This window comes from Desulfovibrio sp. X2 (genome assembly GCF_000422205.1).
Taxonomy (GTDB): domain Bacteria; phylum Desulfobacterota; class Desulfovibrionia; order Desulfovibrionales; family Desulfovibrionaceae; genus Alkalidesulfovibrio.
Window position 1 is genome coordinate 22,888 of record NZ_ATHV01000015.1, and the last position, 26,033, is coordinate 48,920.

Here is a 26,033-nt window from a genome sequence, read left to right on the forward strand (position 1 = left end):
TGGATTTAAAATGACCTCACAAGAGATCGTCGCAAAAGTATGGAGCTTCTGCCACGTCCTGCGGGATGCAGGCGTGAGCTATGGAGATTATCTCGAACAGCTTACCTACCTGATTTTTCTCAAGATGGCGGATGAGTATGCTAACCCACCATATAAACGGGATATCGGCATTCCCAAAGAACTGGACTGGCCCAGCCTCAAGAAGCAGCGCGGCGCTGAACTGGAAGCCCAGTACATCAAGACTCTGCGCGAGTTGGGGAAGCAGAAAGGCATGCTGGGCCAGATATTTACTAAGTCCCAGAACAAGATTCAGGACCCGGCCATGCTCTCGAAGGTCATTGACATGATCGACAAGGAGTCCTGGGCCCAGATGGGGGCAAGCGTAAAAGGCGACATCTACGAAGGGCTTCTAGAAAAGAATGCCGAAGATACCAAGTCAGGCGCGGGACAATATTTTACACCACGTCCCTTGATCACGGCGATTGTCGATTGCATGCACCCTGAACCGGGAAAGACGATTAACGATCCTGCCTGCGGCACAGGCGGATTCCTTCTCGCAGCATATGACTTCATCCTGGACAGATACAAAGGGCAACTCGACAAGGCCCAAGTGGCGTACTTGAAAGAGGGGGCTTTCTCTGGCAACGAAATCGTTCCCAACACAAGAAGACTTTGCCTGATGAACCTCTTGCTCCACGGCATTGGCTCCATCGACGGACAACCGCCCATTCTACCTGATGATGCCTTGCTATCCGCACCTGCGAGCACCGTGGATTACGTGCTGACGAACCCTCCCTTTGGCAAAAAGAGCACCATGATGGTGACCAACGAAGAGGGGAAGCAGGAGAAAGAAGACTTCGTTTACAATCGCCAAGATTTCTGGGTGACGACAGGCAACAAGCAGCTCAACTTCGTCCAGCACATCCGCTCCATGCTCAAGAGCACGGGCAAGGCGGCTGTAGTCGTGCCTGACAACGTCCTCTTTGAAGGCGGCGGTGGCGAAACTGTCCGTAAGGAACTGATGAAGACGACGAACCTTCATACCATCCTGAGGCTCCCCACTGGCATCTTCTATGCCCACGGAGTGAAGGCGAACGTCATCTTCTTCGACAATAAGGAAGCCAGCAAAAAACCGTGGACCAAGGATATCTGGTTCTACGATTACCGAACGAATATCCACCACACCCTTAAGCGCAAACCGCTCACATATGATGATCTTGTGCCGTTCATAGAATGCTACCGATCAACCAACAGGGACGAGCTTGTCCATACATGGTCTGAAGGCTCAAATCCCGAGGGGCGATTTCGGAAGTACACCTATGACCAAGTCATTGCCCGAGATAGAACCAGTCTGGATATCTTCTGGCTCAAAGACGCCAGCCTCGCAGACCTGGACAACCTCCCTGAACCAGCAGTCCTTGCAGAAGAAATCATCGAGTCTATTGAAGCCAGCCTTGAAAACTTCAAAAACGTGCTGAATACGTTGTAACGTGGTAGCGCATGGCAATCAGCGGATTCAAACAACACTGATACGAAAGCTTCCTTGGGATGTGCTACTAGTTTTTCTGACAGATTCGAAATGTTAATGTATTTTCCATTACAAGTGGTCGCAAATTGGAAGTCGCCCTATGATCCATAGCCCAACAATCACATCCAGCCGACCCACAACTCTGCGCGGCATTTTGCGCATGGCTTCGCCATTATTGCGCAAACGCCGCACTCCGTTGTGGTCGGCTGATTAAATCGTTAGAAAAATTGTTAATATAAAATTATCGCATAGGGGTCGAAGGGAAAAAAACAATGGAAAGTATAACACATAGGATACCGTCGTTTTGGCTTTTTGCAGACAATTCTTCAAAATTTGGTGCTTTTGAAGATAGTTACAAGAGTTTTCTTGCGCATCTGAAACACGCATTGCTATTCCATGATCAAATATTGCTTACTGATTCGCTTATAGTAAATACCCCAAATCTTAGACGAGTTTTCCAGAGAGAGGAGGAATTAACAAGATATATAAGTAGAGAATCTATTGTTGTTGCAAGAAGGATAGAAAATGAAAAATTTTTAGACTTGATCGAATTGCGTGAACGTTTGCGGACAGGAAACTCTATCAATCCTGGATTTCAATCCGACAGTGATACATTTCTTAATGATAACGATTTAACTCAACTAAATAAATCCAGCAATACAGTTGCTTATAATCTAAGCAGGGCTTCAAAGATTTATTCATCCAATATTCTGTCCTTGACCAATAACATTTCTTTCCTTCAAAAACTCGGTCCACATGCAACTATTGTTGCTGACGCAATTATCTCTCGAATGGAAGAAAAAGGGTGTATTACACAATCTTTTTTGTTTCCGCGATCAAACGACTCAATAAAACATGTTGTTGGTGAAGATGTCTGGAGTGAAATAGCCAAACCAGTGACAGAATATCAGGAGGCATATTATCGAGCAACAATGCCTATGCTCACCGGTGCGGATACGATATACCCGAAACATCTAAAAGGAGATCGGCAAATATTAGGTAAAAATGATCAGCAAAACGAATTCGTAGAGACTCCTGTAGGCATTGATTTTACAAGAAGTGGAAACAAAATGTATGAGTCAATTCTCGAAACTATCTCAACAGAAACATTAAAAGAACTCAGAGAATCAGAACAGTTTAAAATTTTCCAAAAATCACTTTCATCGTTAAGAGAATACTCCAACGTTCAATCCGATGGACTTGAAGAGAAATTACAGACAGCCTATGCAGCGCTTGATTCTTATCATGATCTTATAGACAGGAAATTGAGAATAACAAGATATCTTAACTATGGTTCTGCTCGCCTTGATGGCTGGGTTCTACGTGGATTCCTAAAGGGTGGGCAGTGGATGCTACGGCTAGCCCTTTCAAAGATATCGGATAAAAAGGTACGTACTGCTTCTATGATTGCTGCTGGGGGCTTAATACATGAAAAAGTGCAGCAAGCTATAACGATTTACTATTTGGCGGGGGGGTATAAGCCACTCGAAGATAAATTTGATAATTTGTCTAAATATGAAAAACGTATCGATAAAGTTATCCAACCTTTACTAGAGAAAAGTAGTGAAATTTCAGCTAAATTTGAAATAATCCCAAATAAATTTAAAGATACTGTTTATTTCTAAAAAAAATAGAGGCTGTCCTAGCTAAGCCGAATAGTTTAGCGAGGCCGCCATATGTACCAGCGTCAAAGTCGGCTCAGTGCGAGCAAGCAGAGGTGGTCCCCTTTTTCTCTCTACAGTGCGAATGGACAAAACAGTCCCAAAGAAGGGGAAAGGAACAAGGGGAAAGCGCTCGTTTTGGCCGATGGCTCTACGCGTGGTGATCATGGAGCCGACTTGTTAGCTCTCGACGTCGTTTTCCGATAAGACTTTATCGCCCCGCAGCCCTTGTCGTGCGGGGCTTGCCGCCACATCAGCCCTGCACTACGGATGCGCACTACAAACCTCCTGAAAAAGGCAGAAATTGTAGTGCTATCATAAAAAATATCCTGTTATTTTAGATAGTTAAAGTAGTCGCTCTGAATGGGGTTCAGGGGGTCGGAGGTTCAAATCCTCTCATCCCGACCAGATTACCCCAAGAATTACGGCCGGTTGGCGAAAAGCCATCCGGCCGTTTCTTTTGTGCTCGGGCGATTATGTAGGATATATGTAGGAAGCTAGCCCCGACCGCGCGAACCGCGGGCGCCCGCGCCCTTCCTGCGTCCGCGCTTCCCGCACCCCTCGTCCCCGTCGCTCTCGCCGACACGGGCGTACAGCTCGCCCACGCGCCGCTGCACGTCGGCCACCCGTTCCCGCTCCAGATGGCTGTAGCGGTTGGCCGAGCGGATGTCCCGATGGCCGATCATCTCCATGACGTCCTTGAGCGATCCGCCGACGTTGACGATGCTCGAGCAGTAGGTGTGGCGATTGTCGTGAAAGCGGTAGTCGACCAGGGCGGCCGCCCTGGTCAGGCCCCGCCAGGCGGAGCGGAAGTCCGAGAAACGGCGTCCGTCCGAATGGCAGAAGACCAGGTTCGACGACGGCCGGGTCACGTTTCGGCGCTCGCGCTGTCCGCGCTGCTGCTTCTTCCAGTCCGCGAGCGCCGCGAGGCAGCGCTCGGTCAGATCCCGTGTCCTGACCACGCCGTTCTTGGTGCGGATGAAGGTGATGACGCCCTCTGCCAGGTCCACCCTGTCCCAGGAAAGGTCCAGCAGCTCCTGGCGCGACGCCCCATAGTCCAGGGTGAGCAGGACGATGGGCAGCATGTACCTGCGAACGCCCTTGTCCGCCGCGGCGCGCACGAGCCGTGCGGCCTCCTCGGGCGACAGGCGGCGGGTGCGCATCTGCTTCGCTTCCGAGGCGTAGGTGATGGCCGCATAAGGGTTGCCCGCCACGGCCTTGAGCGCGGCCGCCTTCTTGCCGACCTGCTTCAGGACGAACAGGCGGCGGTTGGCCGTGACAGGGGTGCGCTTCTTCAGCAGCGCGATGTGGTAGGCTTCGACCTCCTCGGCGCTGAGCTCCATGATCAGTCTGTCCCCGAAGTCGCGCACGACGAGCGACAGGAAGTCCTTGTAGCCCTGAAGCGTCTTCGGGCTCAGCCTGCCCTTGACAGCCCTGGTCTCCCAGTCCGCGGCCAGGGCCTCGGCCACGTCCCCGACGGTCAGGGGGCGGTTGCGCTCCTTGGCCTGGCGCAGCTCGCCCAGGCTGCCGGTGTCGATGTAGGCGCGCAGCCGATGCCCCTCGGCCTGGGCGTCCTTCCAGCGCTCGAAGCCCTTGTGATGCACGTTCTTCCCGCTGACGGGGTCCGTGAAGTAGAGATGATACTTCCTTCCGCGGGCACCGTCCCGGGTAACTATCCAGACACTAGCCATGGACGCCTCCTCCGGCGTCCCGGCTTCCGGCGACTACCCCTATGCGGTTTTCAACGAACGCGTGCAGATCCTGCTCGCGGACGAGCCTGCGCGTGCCGATGGAACAGCACGGCAGCTCGCCTGACTTCACCAGTCGCGAGACGGTTGCGCGATGGACGCGCAGGAACGTCGCGACCTCATCAAGCGTGAACAGTTTCAGATTCGAGCAGCCATCCATACAACACACTACCCCCTCTCCAAAGTGATTTTGCCATGGCTCACTCCTGGGGCAATGTGTGCAGACGACCAGCCGGACCAAGGGCACATGCATGGAAAATCCATGTCCGACTCGGGGTGCATTGTAGCACTGCATGCGCGTCTGTCAATGTAGAAGCCAATTTTTATTTAATAAAAAGTATCATAAATTGCACTTTTCGGCATTTTATGGGCCTTGTGGGCGATCGGAAAGATGTAGAAAGAAGAATACTGAAGGGCATTATTCGTTCTCGATGCCGTTCTGCAGTTCGTCGTGGGTCGTCTTCTCGCTTGAAAAGGCACAGCGCGAGTCGCTCGTGTGCATTGCGGCGCGGCCAGTGGAATGAAGGCAGACTGCCCGGCACGAGGTCGGATACACGCATGCGGATCCCATGCCGTGACTTGCGGGCCTGGACGGAGCAACCAGCTGGCTGGTCGTGATGCATGACCTGACGAGTTGGTTGATGGCTTTAAACTAACTAGTTTGTTTAATCCTGCGAATCCTTCCACCCCATCGTGCTCGGAACGAAGCGCAGCGCAGTGACGAGCACTCGCCAAAGGGGTGAATGCCGCCGAAGGCGGCAGAGGGGGCTATGGCACGGAATGCCCCCTCTTGGGCAAGACGCGGGCGCAGCCCGCAACTGTGGTCCTGGATGTGAAGATGCCGACCCGGCGTCACCGCGGTTCCGAAGCCGCGCTTTCGTGGTATGCGGGGAGTGCGTCTGTCCTCTCGGACGGCACATTGCCAAGAGCACCGGATCGTCCCGCCAAACCCGCCCCTAAGCCGCCGCTAAGTTTCGCGCCGCAGCCTGCTCCGGGAGCGCACCCCCATCCCCATTCCCGGAGACGCGTATGGAGCATTTCAACCAGACTCTCTTTCTGCTGCTGAACGCCTCGGCGCATCCGCCCGCCCTTCTCCTGGGCCTCGCCCGGATGCTCGCCGCCCAGGCCATCTGGCTCGTGCCGCTGACACTCGTGGCGGGATGGCTCAGGGGCGCTCCGGCCACGCGGGCGGTCATGCTGCGGGCGGCGGCCGCGGGACTTGCCGGGCTATTCGCCAACCAGGTCATCGGCCTCGCGTGGCCGCATCCGCGCCCCTTTGCCCTGGGGCTCGGCCACACCTTCCTGGCCCACGCCGCGGACCCGTCGTTTCCGAGCGACCACCTGACCCTGCTGTGGGCCGTGGCGTTCAGCCTCCTCACGCACGCGCCGACGCGCGGGGTCGGCCTGTTCCTGGCCCTGCTGGGCCTGCCCGTGGCCTGGGCCCGCATCTACCTCGGCGTGCACTTTCCCCTCGACATGGCCGGAGCGGCGGGCGTGGCCGCCGCGAGCGCCTGGGGGCTCCTTCGCTGCCGCCGCCTGTTCGAAGGCCCGGTCTACGCCTGGGCCCTGGCGGCCTACCATCGGCTCTTCGCGCCGCGGCTGGCCGCAGTGAGCACAAGGTCCGAACTACAATCCCGGAGGTATCATCCCATGAGCAAGGAACGCAGGCTGTTCATCACCGTGGTCGCGGCGCTGCTCGTCGCCATGGCCGCGACGTTTCCCGCCCTGCTGCGGCACACCAACATCGGCCTCGAGTTCAAGGGCGGCTACGAGATCGTCTACCAGGCGCGCCCCCCGGCTCCCGGCGCGGCCGTGACCCACGACCAGCTCGTGCGGGCGGCCACGGTCCTCGAGGAAATCGCCAACGGCCAGGGCGTGTCCGAACCCCTGGTCAACGTCATGGGCGCTGACCAGGTGCGCGTGGAACTCGCCGGGGTCAAGGCCGGCGACCCCGTGATCGCGGATCTGCAAAACGCCAAGGGGCTGCCTGTCCGACTCGCGGAGAAGTATTCCGAGACCGTGGGCGGCGTGCTGGGCTCGAGCGACCTGCACGCCACCCTGTTCGCTGGCCTGATCGCCCTGGGCGCAGTCTACGGCTTCCTGGTCTGGGCCTACCGGGGCAAGGGCCTGATCGCGGTCCTGACGACGACGATCTCGCTGTGGCTCCTGCTCGCGGCCTTCGTGGCTCTGCACGCGCCGCTCTCGCTCTCGGCCATAGTGGCCTTCGTGCTGGCCATCGGCATCGCTTCGGACGCCAACATCATCGCCTACGAGCGCGCCAGGGAGGAGGCGGGCAGCGGCCATCCGGCGCACATCGCCCTGCATCTGGGGGCGCGGAAGTCCTTTTGGACCGTCGTCGACGCCAACGCCACCGTGCTCATCTGCGCCGTGATCCTCCTTCTGGCTGGGCTCGGCCCGATCCGGGGCTTCGCCCTCACGACGCTGCTGTGCATCTTCTTCAGTTTTGCGGCGAACGTGCTCCTGGCCCGCTGGCTGCTGCACCTGTGGTACCGCGATGACGGACGCTCGCACGTCTTCGGACGCCTGATCGCTCCGGCGGCCGCGCCGTCGCATGCGACCGATTTCGTGCGCCTGGGCGGCACGGCCATCGCCGCCAGCACGCTGCTCTTCCTCGCCGGGGCCTACAGCGTGGCCAGTGCCCCGCTCAATCTGGACATCGAGTTCAAGGCGGGCACCGCGCTGGACGTGCAGGTCGACCAGCCAGTCACCCAGGAAGCGGCCACCGATCTGATCAGCCGCTCCGGCATCGATCCGGCCACCGTGGCCATAGGCGGAGCCGGGCGGAACATGGTTGCGGCCCGCTTCGACGACGTGCTGGACACCGCCCAGGTCAACAGCGTGGTGGCCCAGTTCAGGAAGGTCTACGGCCCGAGCGTCACCTTCGCGGAGAACACCGCCGATCCGGCCGTGGCCCGGACGCTGGCGCGCCAGTCGGTCCTCGTGGTCCTCCTCTCCCTGCTCGGCACCGGCCTGTTCATCCTCTGGCGCTTCTCCTGGCGCGTCGCCCTGGCCTCGACCGCCTCGGTGGTCAGCGCCGTGCTCTTCGTCATGAGCGTCTTCGCGCTGGCCCATCTGGAGATAGACATCACCTTCATCGCGGCCATGCTCATCGTCGTGGCCTTCGCCTTAAACGAGGCAGTGGTGGTCTTCGACCGCATCCGGGAGCGCTTGCGCGAGGGAGCGCCGGCCACGGCGAAGACCGTCAATGCCTGCATCCGGCAGGTGACCAGGCGTTCCCTGTTCACCGTGCTGACCGTGGTGGCCGGGGCCGTCTCCCTGTTCACCTTCGGGGCCGAGCCGCTACAGATGTTCTCTCTGGCCATCTTCCTCGGGCTGGTCTGGGGAACCTTCGCTTCGCTCTTCATCGCGCCCAGGGTCTGGCTGACCCTTATTCCTCCTCCGACGCCCGAGCAGTGGAAGGCGGCCTGATCCCTCTCCCTCTCCGTCCCCGGCGTAGCGCCTCCGGAACCGGCATGGTTTCGGAGGCGCTACGCCACTGCAGCCGGACCCGGCCGGACCGTCGCGACCCGTGGGACAACGAAAAAACAAGGCTGCATTTTTCAAGAAACGGAATCGATATGGAATTCATGCGCAAGAAACCGGCCAAGGCCACAGCTGCCCGCTGCGGTCCCTGTAGCGCGTTTCCGACGTGTCCTTCATGCGCTTCCTCTCGTATCGCTCCCCGATATCGGACAGGAGAGCCTTTTCAGGCGCAATGAAATATTCCTGACGAGTGAATGATAATCCTCCCGACCTGTGGCGCAGGGCCTTGAACGCCCCTGTTCGCAGGCGCCGACGTGTCCCTCTTCGCCCTCGTCCGGGTGCGGACCTGCGGGAATGCCCGGCGCATTGCGCAGAGGATGGAGACGAAGAATTACGGGGCAATTAGGAGGCGGGCGGTTGTGCCCGGCTTGCGGGCGCTCGGCGCAGAAGGGAGGCCCCGGTTCCCTTCAGGGCGCAGGAAAGCGGACCCTGACCCAGAGCCCCGGCCCACCATCCGAAAGTTCGATGGACGCTCCGTGCAGGTCGGCCACCGCCTTGGCCAGAGGCAGGCCGAGGCCGGTGCCGGGCGTGCTCCGGCTGCGGTCCATGCGGTAAAATCGTCTGAAGACCTTCTCCCGCTCCTCCTCAGGGATGCCCGGGCCGTTGTCGCGCACCGAGACCATTACGCGGCCATCCTCCGCGCGCAGGGTCAGGGTCGTCGCGCTCCCCCGTGGACAGTGGCGCATGGCGTTTTCCAGCAGGTTGACCAGCATCTGGGCCAGGAGCGCGTGATCCCCCCGGACCGTCAGCCCCTGGGCGATGTCCGCGCAGAGGGTCTGCCCCAGGTCTTCAGCCACGGCCTCGTAGGATTCGACAAGGGAGGCCGCGAGGGCGGACAAATCGACGTCAGTGAAGCGTCGCTTCCCGCTCCCGGACTCGATCTGCGCGATGGTCAGCATGGCGCCGAAGATGTCGAGAATGTCGTCCGTGTCGGTCAAGGCCGAATCCAAGGCTTCGCGGCACATCTTGAGGTCGCGCTCCTCAGATTGCGCGCTTTCCAGGCGCTGCCGCAGGCGCTGCAGAGGCATGCGCAGGTCGTGGGCGATATCGCTCGATACCTGGCGCAGACTCTCCATGAGCGTTTGCACGCGGTCGAGCATGGCGTTGAAGTTGCCCGCTAGCCGGTCCATCTCGTCGTCCGTGCCCCGGACGGGAATGCGGTCGTCCAGATCGCCCGCCATAATGGCCCGCGTAGTGCGGTTGACGGCCTCAAGGCGAGCGAGGAAACCGGACGACAGGAGCATTCCGCCCCCCACGGCGAGGAGAAGCGTCGTGGCCATGCACCAGCCGAACGCTCGGAGGATGGCCTCCTGGGCCTCGCAGATGCGGTATCCGTCCTCGCCCACGATAAGGTGGCTCCCGTCCGCGAGCGCGAGACCGTAGATGATGATCGCGTGTTCGGCCTCCTCCTCGGTGTCCGCGGCGTCGTCCCGGACTGGCCGGGGGATCGTCCCGAACCCCTCGATCCGCCCCAGGGGAGGAAGATTGCCCGTCAGCTTGCGGTTCGAAGCGTCAAGAAGCAGGGCGTAGGCCGGAGGGGTGTCCGCTGCGGCCAGCCCCTTGTCGATGGCCCGGACGAGCCCGGCCCGGCCCTCGGGGTGTTGATCGGCCGCCAACGTCGCGGCCTCGCGCACGAGGGAATCCCTGACCTGATTTTGCAGCGCTTGGCTGGCGATCCAGTAAATGATCCCGAACAGCAGCGATGCAGAGAGGGCGAAGAGTGCCGCGTACAGCGCCGCAAGCCGAAAGCTGGCGGTCCTGAAGAGCCTAGGCGGGCGCATGCAGGCAGTACCCCGCTCCGCGGACCGTGTGGATGAGCTCGCTTGCGAAATCTCGATCCACCTTGGCGCGCAGTCGGCTGATGTTCGTCTCCACCACGTTGGTCCGGGGAACGAAATGGAATCCCCATACGTGCTCCAGGAGCATGGTCCGCGTCACCGTCTGTCCGGCGTTGCGCATCAGGTATTCGAGGAGCCTGAATTCAAGGGGATTCAGCCCCAGCGCCCGGCCGGAACGCGCGGCGGTCCGCGCCATGATGTTTATCTCCAGGTCCCCGACCCGCAGGACGGTCGCTGCATCGGACAAAGGCGGCCGCCTGGAAAGCGCCTCGACCCGGGCCAGCAATTCCGCGAAGGCGAACGGCTTGACCAGGTAGTCGTCGCCCCCGGCATGCAGGCCCTCTACCCGGTCGTCAATGCCGCTACGCGTGGTCAGGAAGATGATCGGGGTCCTGCACCCCTCTTCCCTGGCCCGCCTGACCAGCGTCAACCCGTCCAATCCGGGGAGCATCCGGTCCACGACCAGCACGTCGTAGGAATCCGCGCCGATCAAGCGCGAGGCGGCCGAGCCGTCGGCTGCGTGGTCGATTGCGTGGCCGCGCTCCAGGAAGCCCCTGGATACGGCGGCGGCGGTTTCGGCATCGTCCTCGACCAGCAGAATCCTCATTGCATCTCCTTCATGTATACGGCGCACCGGAGGCCCGAGGCTACCCCAGGCAGCGGCCCCGTGGCAATGCGTCCGCTCTTTCTCCGCGTTCCCCTGGCGTGTCGGGGCTTGCACAGGATCTGCTCCGGGCGCAAGCCGACGTGGCGTCGACATCGTATAAGGACACGACCACAGGGGAGTCATGCGTCCGGAAGTATACAGATGCGCAATGTTGGCCTGGATGGGTAAAGGAAATCGGCGGAAGGGACGATCGAGCTTGCAACAGAGGAACACTCCGGAAACGTTTTACCGCATTCATGGAGGACGCCATGAGCACGATAAACAACATACAGCAGTCCCAGACTCAGGTCCAACAGGCGACGAAAGCGGCCGCTCAGAGGGTCGCCGGGTCCTCCGGGGCCCCCGACTCCCCGCATGACGGCGACAGCGACGACCGAGTCACGATCTCGGTGCGGGGCAAGGAGCTCGCCAAGGCGTCGCAGGGCGGCTCGGACGCTCTGGCCAAGGTGGAGGCCGGCGTGAGTCCGGCCGCATCGAGCAAGGCCAAGCTCACCACCGCTGTCCAGGACACCAAGGTGAAGATCAAGAGCCTGGAGAACAAGATACAAGCGGAGAAGAATCTGCCCGGAGGGGCGGACGACGCCAAGACGATCAATGCACGGCTGAGCACCCTGAACACGACCCTGGCCCAGGACAAGGCTCGTCTCTACACCGTCTAGGACAAGAGCCCCCGTCGACAGGACGGACGGAGTACACAACAGGGCGGCCCGCTGATCCGGGGCCGCCCTTCTGCTTCACTTCACACGCTCGGCGCAGCAATCAGCCGCTTGGAGCCGATGACGAATCTGTCCCGGCCAACGTCCTTTCGCCCCGCCTGCCTGGCCGCATGGACCAGGGCGCGGACGATCTTGCGCTTCTGGGCGAACAGCCCGGCGTAGGACGGCAGCAGCCGCTCCTCCGTCTCCCAGGCCGCGGCCAGGCGCTCGAGCGGGGCATGCACGGCCAGCTCCTCGAAATAGGCTCGCTTGGCCGCGAAGCAGTCCTTGGACAGGCCCACGGTCGCCCGGCCGTCCTTCCCGACGATCTCAAAGACATGCCCTGGTCCGGCGTCGATACGCACCCTGTTCTGTGGCCAGGCCGCAAGCCGCTCGCCGTCCAGAAGACCGACGTCGTCGCGGCCCTGCGTGGCCAGAATGAACAGCCGGTCGTGCCACCAGACCAGGGCAGCATTGAGCAGTCCCTGCTGCTTGCGTCGCGCCCGCTGGTCGCGCGACAGGCCGAAGATGCTTTCGCCCCGGCGGGTGCGGTACTTGTCCGCGATTCGCCGGATGATGCCGTCCCATGTGTCGTGTTTCTTGTGGGGCAGGATGGTCAGGCTGTGCCTGACGTAGCCCCGGGCGACGAGATTGGTGGTCAGATACTGCAGGAGATACAGGACGTCCTGGTCCGCGATGCGCTTCATGGCGACCTCCCGGTCGTGATGTAAAGCGCGGCCTCCCGGCCTCGCTTCCATCGGCCCGGCAAGCCGGAGGGGTGCCACCCCCTCCGTTGACTCGTGGTCGCTTGCCTGGCCTTGGAAACGAAAAGATCACACGCAGCAAGGGTCGGGACTTTCGAAGGCGGCGTTCGTGCAGATTGCCGACCTGCGCCGCTTCCTTCTCCGCTGCCCAGCGGATCGGGAAAACTTCTCATCGTCCCACGCTCCCCCTGTGCGGCCTGCTGCCGGTCCGCTACGACCGGCCCCCGCCTAAAGGCGACAGCCGCACAGGTTCCCCGTCTGCATCGTCGACGTCAAAGTCTGGATCCGGTCGGTCGGTTGGTCAGGGTATGCGCCGCCTCCCGGCAGCCATACTTTCCCTGTTGGATTTCAGCGGGAAGAAGATAGAAAACCCCGCTTACCGCTCCCTGCCAACGTCGTCCCACTCGGGCCACCCTCTCGGGCTATCCGCTTCCAGACACCTACCCGGTTGCGCCATGGTCCCGTCCTTGCGGACGCTCCGACAGGCGCTTGAACGGTTGAGCTCTTCACCGCCCCTGGCTTTCGCCTGGGCGCCGCGTTCGCATAGCGGCAGACGGCCATCGCTGGCCGAATGGCTCCCCGTCCGGGCCAGGTTGCGCAGTTTCCCCACGCCCCCTGGACAGGCTTTCCACCTGCTTCGTCGACGACCGCTACGGTCGCCCATCTCCATGGACCCATCCGGTAGAAGGCCGGGATTACGCTCCCTGGCAGGGGAGGATTACTCCGGCCAGCCCCGGTCGCACCGCACGAGCGCGTCTCCACGCATACGGCGCTACCCGTGCCCGTCTTTCATCCGCTTGGCAGGCGGATTCCCCGACAGGCACACCCGGTCACCCGCTCACGCGGGCCCGAGCTGCTGTGTGTGGCATCTTTTATCGTGGACATAGAGCGGCGTGGCGGGCCGCTGTTCAGGTTCCGGCCATGGCCGGTGGTGTGATGGACGAAGTGGTGCTGGTACGAACGGGCCGCGCGGCGGCCTTGGCTCCCGCAGAACGCGGAAACGGCGAGATCGGTTCCTTCGGACTCTTCTTTCCTTGGTGGTTTCCTTCAGTTTCCTTTGTTTCCTTCCATCTTCCTTATGGTAGTCGCGCACGGCGCGACGATGTCGGATTATCCAACAGCCGTAAGCTGCGAAGGGACTTCAGGCGATTGCTGGAAGTTGCGGTCTATGCCCTAAGGCAAGGACGAAAACTGCGGATTTGGGATTGGTACTTGTGCGTAAAGGAATCTTACGTTCAGATATTATATACACCGTGGGAAAATAAAAGTCAAATCGATGCATGCATGCTCGATACCATCAATCCATCACAGCGTTGTCCATTGATTGTCAGGCAAAAAAAGTCCCGCTACGTCGACTTCAAGTCATGATTTTTAAGCCTGCGGCTTGCCGCCCTGTGATAGCGGTACTGGAACTCGACAACTGCATACCGGCGTCCAAGCTTCGTGGCGGCTTCCGCCAACGTTCCCGTCCCGGAGAAGGGGTCCAGGATCAGATGCCCCATGTCCGTGAGCGCCGTCACGAGCTCCTCGATGAGCTCAAGGGGCTTCTGGGTCGGGTGCAGCGATCTCTGGCCTTTCCCTTTGCCTTTTTCTTCGTCTGCGTCGGGCTTGATCCGCTCCCTTCCGGCGCAGGTCCCCGTGACCTTGTGGTTCCTGTACGGCCTGGATTTGTCGAAATAGGCATCGGGGCCGCAGGCGTGGAGCCCCAGCTCGAAGCTCTCGATGAAGCGGCCCTTGATCCACCCCATGGGGTTGCTGCGGCACCACGCGTACTTGCGCAGGTTAGTGAAATACTTTGAAAGCTCCGTGTACCAGTGCACGAACTGGAAATCGCTGCAGAAGACGAAGACGTTGCCGTTAGGCTTCAGGACGCGGTGGAAGTGGTAGGCAAGCCAGTCGATGGGCAGCGGCTTGGAATCCCACTTCTGCCCAGCAATCCCGATCTGGTAGGGCGGGTCGGTGATGATGGCATCGAATTCGTGCGGCGGCATGCATTCGAGGTAGGAAAACGCGTTCTCGCAGCATCGGGTCCCGTTCTCGCCGCACTCATGGACAAAGGCGCGGCGGATTTTCCGACTCACCATCATTCGTCAACCTTGGTGAAGTGCGGTCTCTTCGACTGTTTGCCCTTTGGAAGCAGATCCTGATTATCGCGCATGAAGTCGCGCATTGTCTTCAGGGCTGCGGACTTCAGCCCCGGGTGCAGCAGCGCTTCCTGCGTCTCCCGTTTTGTCTGATCCCTGGTCGAGTGGCAGCGCGCGGCCGCCTTGGCCATCTCCTCGTCGTGCTTCAGCAGATTGATGAACGCCTCGTAGATGTCAGGATGTGTCGTCGCCACCGCCAGACGGAAGAATTCATTCTCCGGCAGGCCGTAGGCTTCGGCGAACTGGAGGATGCGGTCCATCGGAATGGGCGCTTCCCCGCGCTCAATCCTGGAAATGAAGTTCGTGTTCGTGAATCCCAGCTTCCCGGCGATGTCGTTCATGGAGCGGCGCTTCTTGGTGCGTACGAGCCGCAGGTACAGGCCGAATTCTTCATGAAGTTTCTGCTGTGCGTTCTTCATGGGGATGAGCGTATTCTTACACCCTAGTTGGTGTAAAGCTATCAACCAACTAGTTAGGGGATTATTCCGGCATATAATCCGGCATAAAAAAGATTGTTGCGTTTTATCTTTTGATGCTACAGCAAAGAAAAACAGCAAGTTGAAATATAATCTTTTCGGCAAGGATTCCGGCAATGTTCTCTGCGCCATCCGCCATGGATCCCATGCTCCCCCGCGCCACGAGCGAGCTGCGCGACCTGTCGCTCGACGTCTACAAGGCGTCGTCCAGGCTGGCGGGGCGGCTCCATCCCGTCACCGCGCGCACCCTGGCCGCCGTGCTGCGCAACGTGAACAGCTACTACTCGAACCTCATCGAGGGCCACCGCACCAGCCTGCTCGACATCGAGCGCGGGCTGGCCGAGGACTATGCGCAGGACGCGGCCACACGCGACCTGCAGGTGCTGCATAGGCTGCACGTGCAGGCGCAGGATGCGGTGGACCGGCTTCTCGACGAGCAGCCGGAAACGAACGTCTGCGCACCGGACTTCGTCCGCATGGTCCACCGCCTGTTCTTTGCGGGCGCGCCGGACGAATTCCTGCTGCAGTCCACGCAGGACGGCTCGCGCAGCGCGGTCACCGTGCCGGGCGAGCTGCGCACGCAGAACGTCCGGATCATGCGCCACGTCCCGCCGGACGCCGCAGTCCTTCCCAGGTTCATGGACCGCCTCGCCGAGTCCTATGATCCCACCAGGCTGCACGGCGACGAGAGCCTTCTCGCCGTGGCCGCGAGCCACCACCGGCTGCTCTGGGTCCACCCCTTCCTCGAGGGCAACGGCCGCGTGGCGCGCATGGTCACGCACGCCTTCTTCAGGCGCGTGGGGCTGGACGGCTACGGCCTGTGGACCATGAGCCGCGGACTGGCCCGCCAGGAAGCCGCCTACAAGCAGGCCCTGGCCCAGGCGGACAGCCCCCGCCGGGGCGACTACGACGGCAGGGGGGCGCTCAGCGAGCGCGCCCTGGCCGCGTTCTGCCGCTTCTTTCTGGAGACGGCCCTGGACCAGGCGACCTTCATGGAGCGCACCCTGGCCCTCGACGCCGTGCGCGGCAACATCGAGCGCTACTGCGCGGCCCGCGGCCGCGGCGAGGTCCCCGGTCGTCCGAAGCTCCCTCCCGAAGCGGCCGCCATCCTCACCCAGGCCTTCGAGCAGGGCGAGCTCGCCAAGTCCGCCGTGCCCGGCATCATCCACGCCTCCGAGCGCAAGGCCCGCGACGTGGTCCGCGCCCTGCTCGACGACGGCCTGCTCCGCACCGCCCACCACAAGGCCCCCCTCACCCTCGCCCTGCCGAGCCACGTGCTCGAGGACTACTTCCCGAAACTCTGCCCGGCGTGAGTCGGCTCGCTAATACGAAGGGGCTGCGTCGCTCGGAGCTCTCGATCCCGATTCCGACGTATGTTTCAGCGCGGAGAGGCATGGGGAGATCGCCCCATCTCGGGCTGCTTTTGCATACTGCGTATCCCCCCATCACGAGGTAGGGTTTCCCCTGCCTCGCCATCTCTGGCGGAAACTGCTATCGGCCATTCGTGAGGGGGAGGGCAAAAACGCACTTTTCCGCTCCATAATACGTCTCGTCTAGACAGGTCGGTTGCTTCGCTACGGCAAGCGAGAAATGCATCGTCGGGGCTCACGGTTTCTGGTGATGGCGCATCCGTTCAACGCCCGTGAAGCCGCATGGACTGGTGACGGATTCAGAGAGGGGGCATGAGGGCATGATAGCAGCCATTGCGCAATTCATGACGAGTTCGTGGGGGTCGTGTCTCTGGTGCGGTTCGATCGCCATGTGGTGTGCCTTGTCCTGGATTGCCTTCGCGCGGAAGATGAACCCCAAGATACGCCTTTTGAAAGAGGCCGTCGCCCACATCAAGGAGCAGCCCGACCAACATGGGTTCGCGGCGGTCTACCAGGAGTTCATGGAGTGGGCATCCGCTCATGGACTGATCGGCCACTCGTGGAAGGAATTTTCCGAAACACTGGTCATGCCCGGGCCCACCGAACCGAGCCCCTACATATGCAATACCGACGAAGCCTGCTGCCATTTCAACGAATCAACGGTCGTCAATGGAGAAATAAACCTTCACTATTATAAAGCCCTCCCGAACTATTTCACCGGCCTTGGCATCCTCGGCACGTTTGCCGGGCTCGTCTGCGGCATCTATCTGGCTGGCAAAGGGTTGGCGTCCGATGATCCCACCCTGCTGAAACATGCGCTCCAGCAGCTTCTCGAAGGCGCGTCCCTCGCCTTTTGGACGTCGATCGTGGGCATCATCACCTCGATCGCTTTTTCCATCTATGAGAAGCGGACGATGCAAAAGCTCCATCGCTTCATCGCCACCTGGAACACGGAACTGGACAAGCGCATCGTCCGCCTGACCCCTGAATCCCTCGCCTCACGGCAGCTCGAGCAGCTCGGCAAGCAGACAGAGCACCTGGAGACATTCGTCACCGAGGTCGCGGTCAACATCGCCGATGCGCTCGATCAGCGCATGAGCGGGAGCCTCGTGCCGGTTTTGGAGCGACTGGCGCAGTCGGTGGAGGCCATGCGCTCGGAGCGTAGCGACAGCACCGAAGCGTTGCTGCGGGACGTCGTGGAGAGCTTCAAGACCACCATGACCGGCTCGGCGGGAAGAGAGATGGAGGCGCTGTCCGGCACGCTCGCCGGACTCAAGGAGACGCTCCTCCCCCTGCTGGACGGCATGCGCTCCGCCCAGGCCGAGATGCAGCAGACTGCGGGCCGCATGGCCGCGCAGGTCGGGGAGTCATACGAGAAGAGCAGCCGGCAGTTCGCTGCCGGAGTGGCCGAGGCGACCTCGAGCCTCGGCGACACGGTGCGCGAGGCCGGACAGCTCCTTCACGGCGATCTGACGGCTGCCTTCGGACAGGCGGCCGAACGCATGCAGGCAGCGGTTTCGGCCATGGAGGGCACCCTCGACAGGGTGCGTGAATCCGGCCAGGCGAGCGGGGACGCCGCGGACAAGACGCGCGGCCTGCTCGGGGAGTTGAACGGGATTCTCGATCGTTTGCAGCACTTCCAGCAGGCGGCTTCGTCCGCCGTGGACTCCATCCGCCAGACCGCCGGCTCGCTGACCACATCGAACGGCGCGCTCGTGCAGGCGGCTGGCAGGACAGAGGCATCCGCCGACGCCCTGCGTCAGGCGTCGGAGCAGATACGCGGCACGCAGGAGCTGCTGGAGCGCCAGTGGGGCGGCTATGCCCAGCGCTTCGAGGCGGTGGACGAGTCGCTGGCGACGGTCTTCGGCAAGCTGCAGGACGGTCTCAAGGGATTCGCCGAGGCCACTGGTCAGTATATGTCTTCCCTTGACGGTCAGGCCGAGAAGGTGACGGGCAGGCTCGCCTCGGCGGTCAGCGAGCTGGATGGGGCCATCACCGACCTCACCGACGCGCTCGGATCCGCGCGGCGCTCATAACTAGGAGAGGCGGCGCATGGCCAGGCGCGGGAACAACGAGAGCGGCACGGTCGTCGGCGAGGAGGGGAGCTATCTCGTCTCGGTCAGCGACATGATGTCCGGGCTGCTCTTCATCTTCATCATCACCCTCATGGTCTTCGTCATCAACTTCAACATGCAGCGTATCGACGCCAAGAAGGAGCAGGAGAACCTGCAGGAGAAGTACACCGAGCTGACCGACGCCCGGGAGGCGCGGGCCGTCCTGTTGCGCGACCTCAAGCGCAGCCTCGACACGGCCGGGGTCGAGGTCTCCATAGACGAGGACAAGGGGCTTTTGCACATCCCGGAGGACGTGCTCTTCGCCTCGGGCAGCGCGGCGCTGCCGGCGCAGGGCGCAAGGAGTCTCGACGTGCTCTCCGACCGCCTCTCCGAGGTGCTGCCCTGCTATTCCGGGGCGCGCGACGCGCCAGCCCCCGTCTCGTGCGGCGGGGCCTACAGGCCCGGGCGGCTCGAGGCCGTGTTCGTCGAGGGGCACACGGACAACGTGCCCATGTCCTCGCGCGGCGGCATCCAGGACAACTGGGACCTCTCCACCAAGCGCGCGGTGGTGACCTACCGCCACATGCTCGAACGGACGCCCGATCTCGCCCGCTTCGTCAACCAGGACGGCGCACCGCTGTTCGGGGTCAGCGGCTATGCGGACACGCGGCCCCGCATTCCGCACGACACCCCGGTGGCGGACGCGAAGAACCGGCGCATCGACCTGCGCTTCCTCCTCGCCGCGCCGCGCGCGGACGTACACTGAGGGACCGGCCGTGGCGCTCAGGAACGCGCTCTTGGGCTGGAGCCCGCCGCCTTTCCGCTGCCCCGCGACGCCCGTGGCCATGGGGCGGGCGGAACGAGAGGTTGCAAAAAAGTTGCAGGGCGGAGGTAGCACCCCGCCCAAGCCGTTCGAGCTCGAGGAGATCTATAGGGAGCTGTCCCGCGCCCTGGATTCCCACGGGACGGTCCGCGCCGCCGGACGAAGGGCGTTGCGCCTGGCTCCGTGGGTCCTCTTCAGCTATCCGACGAATCGTCCCGGCTATCTGGCCGCGATGCCGGGAGTCGCACAGGAATACGCCGCCTGGCTCGCGCCGCAAAGCACCTGCCGTCCTCTCCTCGCCTTGCTGCATGCCCTCCTCCTCCACTACCCGCGCACCCTGGCGACGTTCACCGACTGGCTTGCGCTCCTGAACGAGCGGCTCGCGTCGTCCGACTCGCCGAAGCTGCACCTCTGGCAGGCGCGCCGTCGGGATTTCGGCCTGCTCGCGAACGACGGCCCGGAACGGGTCTGGCGCAGGCTGGCGGCCGACGCCGCGCCGGTCTCCGAGCTCCTGGACGCAATGGGGCTGAACGGGGACCTCGGCACGGGCCGATTCGCCGAGCAGGCGTTTCTCGGCCTGCTTGCCCATGTCGCGAGGATGATGGACGACGGCCGGGCGGACGCGCCGCTCGAGCGGCTGTTCGCCTTCGCCGCGCCGATCGGAACGGGATCGGAGGAACTCCTGCGCTTTCCCCTGGCCAGGGAGGTCGCCGAGGGGCTGCTCATGCCCTTCGCCCGCCGCCGGGTCCCGCTGTCATACAAGGACCGGGTGCGTGATTTCCTTCTGAAGCGGCTCGGCGATCCCCGCATGGTGTCGCGCGGCTGGCAGGGCGTGCCGGAGGAGGCGAAGGCCGTCATCAAGGGCTGGCTGGTGGAGAACAGCCTGGAGGACTTCTTCCGCATCCTGACCGCCACGGCCGACCCCATCTGGACGTATCGGCGGGATTTCTGGCGGACCTACCTGCAAAAGGGGGTCATCACGGAGGCCTGGGTGGCGCTCGGCAGCAAGGCCCGGAGCTTGGCGAAGCGAGCCTTCGATGGCGAGTACGGGGAGCTCGTCGGCGCTCTTGGCACCCAATCCGTCCTCCTCATGCGCATCGGCGGATTGACCATCGCCGAATGGAGCCATTCGGGAGCCTGCCGCATCTGGTTGACGCCGACAGGAGTCACCCCGGATTTTTATAAACTCACTTACGGCGCTGCCAGCTTGCGAGGCACGCCTGACGAGAAAATCATACACAACGGTTCCGAAAGATATCGCTGGCAGAACCGGGTGGCCAGGTACATACGGAACAGCACCGGCATCACTTGGCCTTGAGGCGCATCACGCACGGGAGGGGAGACATGGGCATCCGGCTTGAGTGGCGGCGCGAGGGCGAGGCCGTGCGCTTTTTCTGTTCGGAAGAGGACGCGCCGTTGCCTCTTGCGGCCTGGTGGCGGGCATCCGCCGAGCTGCCGAATGGTCGGGCCGCTGCGCTGGGCACGCTGCTCGGGCTCGTGGACGAGGAGAGAGCAACCACGGACGATGGGGGGACATCCGTGGTCGTGCCCGACGCGGCGCTCGCCGTCCTCGAGCCCTGGCAGCTCGCCGGACTCGGCCTGCCCGGGCCTGCGCCCGTGCGGCTCGCCGTCGTCGCACGAGGCACGCTGTCCTCGCCATCATTCAGCCTGGAGTACGGCTTCGTCTACGACAACGGCATACCCGCTTCCGGTGCGATCCGCGACGGCGTGTTCCTGCGCCACGGTGCGCGCGAACATCTTCTGCCCGAGCCGCTGTATACGATCGTGCAGCGCATCGACGCCTACCGCCGCGATCCCATCCGTGACATGGACGAGCGCTTCTTGTGGTGGAGCCGCCTGGCGGACATGCTGCCCTCGGACGTCGGGCTCGAAGGATTCCTGCGTCAGGTTCACGCCGTGCGGCCCGAGGCATTCAGCCTGGATTTCGTCGCCGCGCCCGGCGGGCTGTCTGTCCTTCCGCGCTTCGTGCGCGCCGTGGAAAGCGAGGACGGCAACGCGGCGCACGAGGATGTGCTTCCGGCGGTGGTCGGCGCGAGCTTCCAGGAGCGCTTCGCCCGCCAGCAGGAGCCCGGGGGACGCTACGTCCTGGGGCAGGGCTGGTTCGTGGTCCTGCCGCCGGCCGTGCGCACGGCGCTCGAGGTCGTGCACCGCGTCAACGGCGAGAGCGAGGAGCGCAAGCGGGAGTTCCTGCGCAACCCGCGCGCGGCGATCAGGAGCCGTCTGGAGGATGTCTACGGCGAGGTGACGGACGAGGTGGTCGCCTCGATCTTCCAGGAGACGCCGCTCTTTCTGAGCGAGCGTGTGCGCTACCTCGGCGTCTGGCTGCCCAAGGCCGAACTCTACGTCAAGCCGCCTGCGGGGCAGTGGCTCCCGGACGAGGCGCCGCCGCAAAGCCTGCTCATGCCCATCGGACCAGCGGGAACGCTGATCGAGGTCGCGCCGGCCGATCTGGACGATCTGGCCGTGCGCATCGACGATGCCCGCGACGCCGGGAAGACGACCGTCACTTTCAAAGGCCAGGAAGTGGCCGCCTCGGCGCAAAGCGCTCGGGTGGTCAGCAAGGCCTTGCGCATGTTCGGCTCCGGTGGTGAACCGGAACCCGAGCCGGACGAACCCTCTCCACGCCAGGACGTGCCGATCATCTTCGACCATATCGAGGAGCTCGGCATCCACCTGGAGGCGGGGGGGCTGCGCCCGGAGGCCGAGGCGCAGCCCTCGCTGCACGACGGCGTCCGTCTGCACGAACACCAGCAGCAGGGGCTGGCCTGGCTGCAGGAGCATTGGCGGCACGCCTCGCCCGGGGCTCTCCTGGCGGACGACATGGGGCTCGGCAAGACGCTGCAGACCTTGGCCTTCCTCAGCTGGATACGCAACCAGCAGCAGGCGGGCATGGCCGAGGCCCGGCCGTTCCTGATCGTCGCCCCCACGGGGCTCTTGCGCAACTGGGAAGAGGAGATCGCGAAGTTCCTGATCCCCGGCGCGCTCGGCCAGCTCATCCGAGCGCATGGGAGCGAGCTGCGCGGCCTTGTCGGGCGCGGGGCCCGGGCCGCCGCCTTCGAACTCGGCCACGGCGGCGTGGTGCTCACCACCTATGAAACCTTACGCGACAAGATCATCACCTTCACGGGGGTCCACTGGGGGGCTGCGGTTTTCGACGAGGCCCAGAAGATCAAGAACCCGAGGGCCATGTCCACGGACATGGCCAAGTCGATCAAGGCCGAATTCACCCTGACGCTCACCGGCACGCCGGTGGAGAACACTCTGGTGGACGTCTGGTGCATCATGGACGCGGCCCACCCGGGCCGGCTCGACTCCCTGCGCACCTTCATGAGGCAATACATGCCCGAGGGCGGTCCGGACGAGCGGGCGCTTCGGGACCTCCAGGCCGAACTCGCACGGCCCGCGGCGTTTCCGAGCCTGCTGCGCCGCAACAAGGAGACGCACTGGGCCGAGCGCCCGGAGAAGCGACAGGAGATCGAACGCATTCCGATGCCCCCGGAGCAGGCCGCGGCCTATCAGAACGTCATCGTCTCGGCCATGCAGCATGCGGACGGGCCGGGGGCAGTCCTCAAGGCGCTGCACTCCATCCGCACCGTGTCCCTGCATCCCTACATGTCGTCCTGGGACGGCGCCGCTCCGGACGCCTTCGTGAACGCCTCGGCCCGGCTGCAGGGCATGTTCCGGCTGCTTTCCCGGATCAAGGAGCAGGGAGAGAAGGCCCTCATCTTCATCGAGTCCAAGGAGATGCAGCAGGTCCTGGTCGAGCTCTTGCGGCTGCGCCTCGGCTGCGGCCCGGTGCTCGTCATCAACGGAGAGGTCTCGGGCGCCTTGCGGCAGCAGCGCGTGCACGAATTCCAGGCGCGGAAGGGATTCGACGCCATCCTGCTCTCACCCCGGGCGGCCGGAGTCGGGCTCAACCTCACCGCCGCCACCCATGTCATCCACCTGAGCCGCTGGTGGAACCCGGCCGTGGAGGACCAGTGCACGGACAGGGCGTACCGCATCGGGCAGCATCGCGCGGTGACGGTTCACTATCCCATGGCGATCCACCCCGAGCTCGGCGAGGCCAGCTTCGACGTCAAGCTGCACGAGCTTCTCGAGCGCAAGCGTCGCCTGAGCCATGGTCTGCTCGGTTCGCCGCTCGCCACGGCCGACGATCTGGCCGGTCTGCTGCATGCGGTCGTGGAGCCGGATGGCGAGCCCACGGCCTGAGATGCCGGGTATCCATGTGGGTCCACCAGGCATGATCTTCATCTTCCACGACACGGCACACGGGGATCGGTCGGCTTGACAAGGCGGCGACCGTATGCGCTACTCGTTTTCGTATGGTTGATATAAAGGTGGTCTAGTACCTCCAACATCCGAAGAAGCACCGATGTACCACGCGCGATTCGTCGGAGAAGGGGAGCGGATACGACGGCAGCGGCTGCGCGAACATCTGCTGATGGTCGCGCGGCTTGCGGCGGATTTCGCGCGAGAGGCGCGGCCGGGGGATGGGGAGTTCATCCGGGCTGCTCGCAGGGCGGGGCTCGCGCACGACCTGGGAAAGTACCGGGACGCCTTTCAGCAACGGCTGCATGACGCCGAGGCGGGCCGGCCGGCCGCGGCCGCGCCCCATGCCGTCTTCGGCGCGGGGGCCCTCGGGACCGCGGCGTGGGACCAGGCTCTGGCCGTCCTCGGGCACCACGCGGGGCTGCACGCGGCATCGGACTTCATGAACAAGGTGCGCCCTGAAGACGTCGACATGGGTCGCGAGCTCCTGCTGCGCGCCCGGGCCGACGGTCTGCGGCTCGCCGGGCGCGAGGTCCCCGCCTCCTCCCCCGGCGCGACAGACCGACTTGCACTGGAGTTGCGCGAGCGCATGCTCTTCAGCTGCCTCGTGGACGCCGACCGCAGCGACTGCATGCGCTTTGAGACCGGCGCGCTGCCGACCGGGCCTGCGCTCGCCGCGCAGGCGCTGCTCGACAGCCTCCTCGCCCACATTTCTCAAAAAGCCGGAGAGTGCCCGCCCGGCACAGTGAAGGATTGCCGCGCCGCCGTGCTCGACGCCTGCCTCGCCTCAGCCTCGCTGCCTGGCCGCCTGCTTACGCTGGCCGTGCCCACGGGAGGCGGCAAAACCCTCTCCGGAATGGCTTTCGCCCTCAGACGCGCTGCTTTGCGGGCGGGCGAGGTGCGCCGTGTCATCGTGGTCGTGCCCTACCTGTCCATCATCGAGCAGAACGCGGCGGAATACCGCGCGGCCCTCGGAGCTGACGCCGTCCTGGAGCACCATTCCGGCGACTTCGCATGCCTGCGCACAGTGCGGCGCGCGCACGACCCGCATGCGTTCTCGGAGAACGAGGGCGACGAGGCCTACGTCATCGCGTCCGAGGATGAGGACGCCCATCTCGGAAACGACGACGGTGCCCGCACCCTTGCGCGGGAGAACTGGGACGCGCCCGTCATCGTCACCACCTCCGTGCGCTTTTTCGAGACAATCTTTTCCAACCGGCCGTCGGACCTCAGGCGTCTGCACAACATTGCCCGCTCCGTGGTCGTCCTCGACGAGGTGCAGACCCTGCCGCGCCATCTGCTGACACCGCTCCTCTCGATCATGGAAGGGCTCGCGCGCGACTGGGGTGTGCATTTCGTCTTTTCTACGGCCACGCAGCCCGCCTTCGAGCGGCCCGCGTCCGCGCCGTCCGAGGACGGCCGCTGGGAACCCGGCAGCCTCGTCCCGATCGTCCCACCGGATCTGCACGAGCGCCTCGTGCGCGATCTGCGCCGCGTGGCCGAGCCGGTCTGGCCGCAAAAGGGCGAGACATGGTCCGTGGCGCGGCAGGCCGAGGCCGTGCTCGCGGAGCCGCGCGCCCTGTGCATCCTGAACACCAAGCGCCAGGTGCGCGAACTGTACGAACAGTTACGGGAGCGGGTGGACGGCTGGCTCGTGCATCTCTCCACGCGCATGTGCGCGGCGCACAGGCTCACGGTCATCCGGCGGATAAAGGAGCATCTGCGGACCACGGACGAGCCGTGCCGGGTGGTCAGTTCCCAGCTCGTGGAGGCCGGGGTGGATCTGAGCTTTCCGGCCGTGCTGCGGGCGCTCGGCCCCCTGGACGCCATTGTGCAGGCGGCCGGACGCTGCGACCGCGACGGCCTGCTGACCGCCGCCCTGGGCGCTCCGGCCGGACGGCTGACGGTCTTCGAGCCCGAGGATGGCGCAAGCCCCTATCCGGGCCCCACCTCCATCACCCGCGCCATGCTCGGCCGCGAGGGCATGTCGCTTCATTCGTCCGCGGTCATGCGCCGCTACTTCAACGAGCTCTACCAGGGCGACCTGGACGGCCCCGGCATCCAGGGGCTGCGGCTGAAGCTCGACTTTCCCGCGGTCTCCGAGGCCTTCGCGCTCATCGACGACCGCACACGCTCGGTGCTCGTGCCCCATGGCGAAGGCGCGGACATCATCGCGCGCCTCGCGCGCGGCGAGCCGCCGACGCGCGAGCTCATGCGCCTGGCGGGCCGCCACCAGGTCGGGCTCTACCCGCACGAGTTCCGAACGGCCGAGGGCCTGGGAACGATCTATCCCCTGGACGATGCCGGACGTCTTTGGGCCTGCCGGGTGAGCTGCTACGATCCTGAGCTCGGGCTCGACCTGCGGCCGCCCGACGCGGAGGAGCACATCTTTTGATCGCCCGCGTCCC

18 protein-coding genes are annotated in these 26,033 nt (G+C 63.2%); 11 read left to right on the forward strand and 7 right to left on the reverse strand.

The annotated features are described in order from the left end of the window. Positions 1-10: 10 nt before the first annotated feature. Both DSX2_RS05525 and DSX2_RS18230 read left to right on the forward strand, forming a co-directional pair. On the forward strand, positions 11-1,489 hold the full coding sequence (locus DSX2_RS05525; RefSeq protein ID WP_020880171.1) for a class I SAM-dependent DNA methyltransferase: 1,479 nt from the start codon (positions 11-13) through the stop codon (positions 1,487-1,489). Positions 1,490-1,800: 311 nt separating this feature from the next. Next, positions 1,801-3,153 carry a hypothetical protein gene (locus tag DSX2_RS18230; protein WP_020880172.1) on the forward strand — a complete coding sequence of 451 codons (1,353 nt, stop codon included), beginning with the start codon at positions 1,801-1,803 and terminating at the stop codon, positions 3,151-3,153. A gap of 533 nt (positions 3,154-3,686) precedes the next feature. On the opposite strand, the gene DSX2_RS05530 is transcribed toward DSX2_RS18230, so the two are convergent. Both DSX2_RS05530 and DSX2_RS18935 read right to left on the reverse strand, forming a co-directional pair. Continuing rightward, complete coding sequence (locus tag DSX2_RS05530) at positions 3,687-4,880, reverse strand: site-specific integrase (RefSeq protein WP_020880173.1); 1,194 nt, start codon at positions 4,878-4,880, stop codon at positions 3,687-3,689. Then, entirely contained in the window at positions 4,873-5,232 is a 360-nt protein-coding gene (locus DSX2_RS18935) for a helix-turn-helix domain-containing protein (RefSeq protein WP_084486481.1), read from the reverse strand. The genes DSX2_RS05530 and DSX2_RS18935 overlap by 8 nt, the downstream gene beginning before the upstream one ends. Before the next feature lie 734 nt (positions 5,233-5,966). On the opposite strand from DSX2_RS18935, the gene secF reads away from it, so the two are divergent. Further along, entirely contained in the window at positions 5,967-8,387 is a 2,421-nt protein-coding gene (gene secF, locus DSX2_RS17960; protein ID WP_020880174.1) for a protein translocase subunit SecF, read from the forward strand. A 521-nt stretch (positions 8,388-8,908) separates the two neighbouring features. Here the strand turns inward: secF and DSX2_RS05550 are convergent. Then, positions 8,909-10,282, reverse strand: a complete 1,374-nt coding sequence (locus DSX2_RS05550) for a HAMP domain-containing sensor histidine kinase (protein WP_020880175.1) — start codon at positions 10,280-10,282, stop codon at positions 8,909-8,911. Further along, positions 10,269-10,946: a response regulator transcription factor gene (locus DSX2_RS05555; protein ID WP_020880176.1), complete on the reverse strand. Its 678-nt coding sequence runs from the start codon at positions 10,944-10,946 to the stop codon at positions 10,269-10,271. Before DSX2_RS05555 ends, DSX2_RS05550 begins: the two co-directional genes overlap by 14 nt. Before the next feature lie 308 nt (positions 10,947-11,254). Between DSX2_RS05555 and DSX2_RS05560 the strand changes: the two genes are divergently transcribed. Continuing rightward, complete coding sequence (locus tag DSX2_RS05560; protein WP_020880177.1) at positions 11,255-11,665, forward strand: hypothetical protein; 411 nt, start codon at positions 11,255-11,257, stop codon at positions 11,663-11,665. Between the two features lie 80 nt (positions 11,666-11,745). Here DSX2_RS05560 and DSX2_RS05565 read toward each other — a convergent pair whose 3' ends face one another. Further along, positions 11,746-12,408 carry a hypothetical protein gene (locus DSX2_RS05565; protein WP_020880178.1) on the reverse strand — a complete coding sequence of 221 codons (663 nt, stop codon included), beginning with the start codon at positions 12,406-12,408 and terminating at the stop codon, positions 11,746-11,748. A gap of 993 nt (positions 12,409-13,401) precedes the next feature. Between DSX2_RS05565 and DSX2_RS18235 the strand changes: the two genes are divergently transcribed. Then, the gene (locus tag DSX2_RS18235; protein WP_152512851.1) at positions 13,402-13,833 is read left to right on the forward strand and encodes a hypothetical protein; all 432 of its coding nucleotides are present in this window, start codon (positions 13,402-13,404) and stop codon (positions 13,831-13,833) included. Here the strand turns inward: DSX2_RS18235 and DSX2_RS05570 are convergent. Together DSX2_RS05570 and DSX2_RS05575 are read right to left on the reverse strand one after the other, a co-directional pair. Then, positions 13,812-14,552, reverse strand: coding sequence for a site-specific DNA-methyltransferase (locus DSX2_RS05570; protein WP_152512852.1), 741 nt, complete (start codon positions 14,550-14,552; stop codon positions 13,812-13,814). The two genes, DSX2_RS18235 and DSX2_RS05570, sit on opposite strands and share 22 nt — an antisense overlap. Then, complete coding sequence (locus DSX2_RS05575) at positions 14,549-15,028, reverse strand: helix-turn-helix domain-containing protein (RefSeq protein ID WP_020880180.1); 480 nt, start codon at positions 15,026-15,028, stop codon at positions 14,549-14,551. Before DSX2_RS05575 ends, DSX2_RS05570 begins: the two co-directional genes overlap by 4 nt. Before the next feature lie 173 nt (positions 15,029-15,201). Between DSX2_RS05575 and DSX2_RS05580 the strand changes: the two genes are divergently transcribed. The 6 genes from DSX2_RS05580 to DSX2_RS05605 all read left to right on the forward strand — a co-directional run bounded on the left by DSX2_RS05580 (position 15,202) and on the right by DSX2_RS05605 (position 26,020). Next, a complete protein-coding gene (locus DSX2_RS05580) occupies positions 15,202-16,398 on the forward strand; it encodes a Fic family protein (protein WP_020880181.1) in 1,197 nt (398 codons plus the stop codon). A 377-nt stretch (positions 16,399-16,775) separates the two neighbouring features. Further along, positions 16,776-18,491, forward strand: coding sequence for a hypothetical protein (locus DSX2_RS05585; protein WP_020880182.1), 1,716 nt, complete (start codon positions 16,776-16,778; stop codon positions 18,489-18,491). 16 nt (positions 18,492-18,507) lie between these two features. Next, on the forward strand, positions 18,508-19,275 hold the full coding sequence (locus DSX2_RS05590) for an OmpA family protein (protein ID WP_020880183.1): 768 nt from the start codon (positions 18,508-18,510) through the stop codon (positions 19,273-19,275). A 10-nt stretch (positions 19,276-19,285) separates the two neighbouring features. Continuing rightward, the gene (locus tag DSX2_RS05595) at positions 19,286-20,650 is read left to right on the forward strand and encodes an EH signature domain-containing protein (RefSeq protein WP_020880184.1); all 1,365 of its coding nucleotides are present in this window, start codon (positions 19,286-19,288) and stop codon (positions 20,648-20,650) included. Positions 20,651-20,676: 26 nt separating this feature from the next. After that, positions 20,677-23,565, forward strand: a complete 2,889-nt coding sequence (locus DSX2_RS05600; protein ID WP_020880185.1) for a DEAD/DEAH box helicase — start codon at positions 20,677-20,679, stop codon at positions 23,563-23,565. A gap of 163 nt (positions 23,566-23,728) precedes the next feature. Continuing rightward, positions 23,729-26,020: a CRISPR-associated endonuclease Cas3'' gene (locus tag DSX2_RS05605; protein WP_020880186.1), complete on the forward strand. Its 2,292-nt coding sequence runs from the start codon at positions 23,729-23,731 to the stop codon at positions 26,018-26,020. The last annotated feature ends 13 nt before the right edge of the window (positions 26,021-26,033 follow it).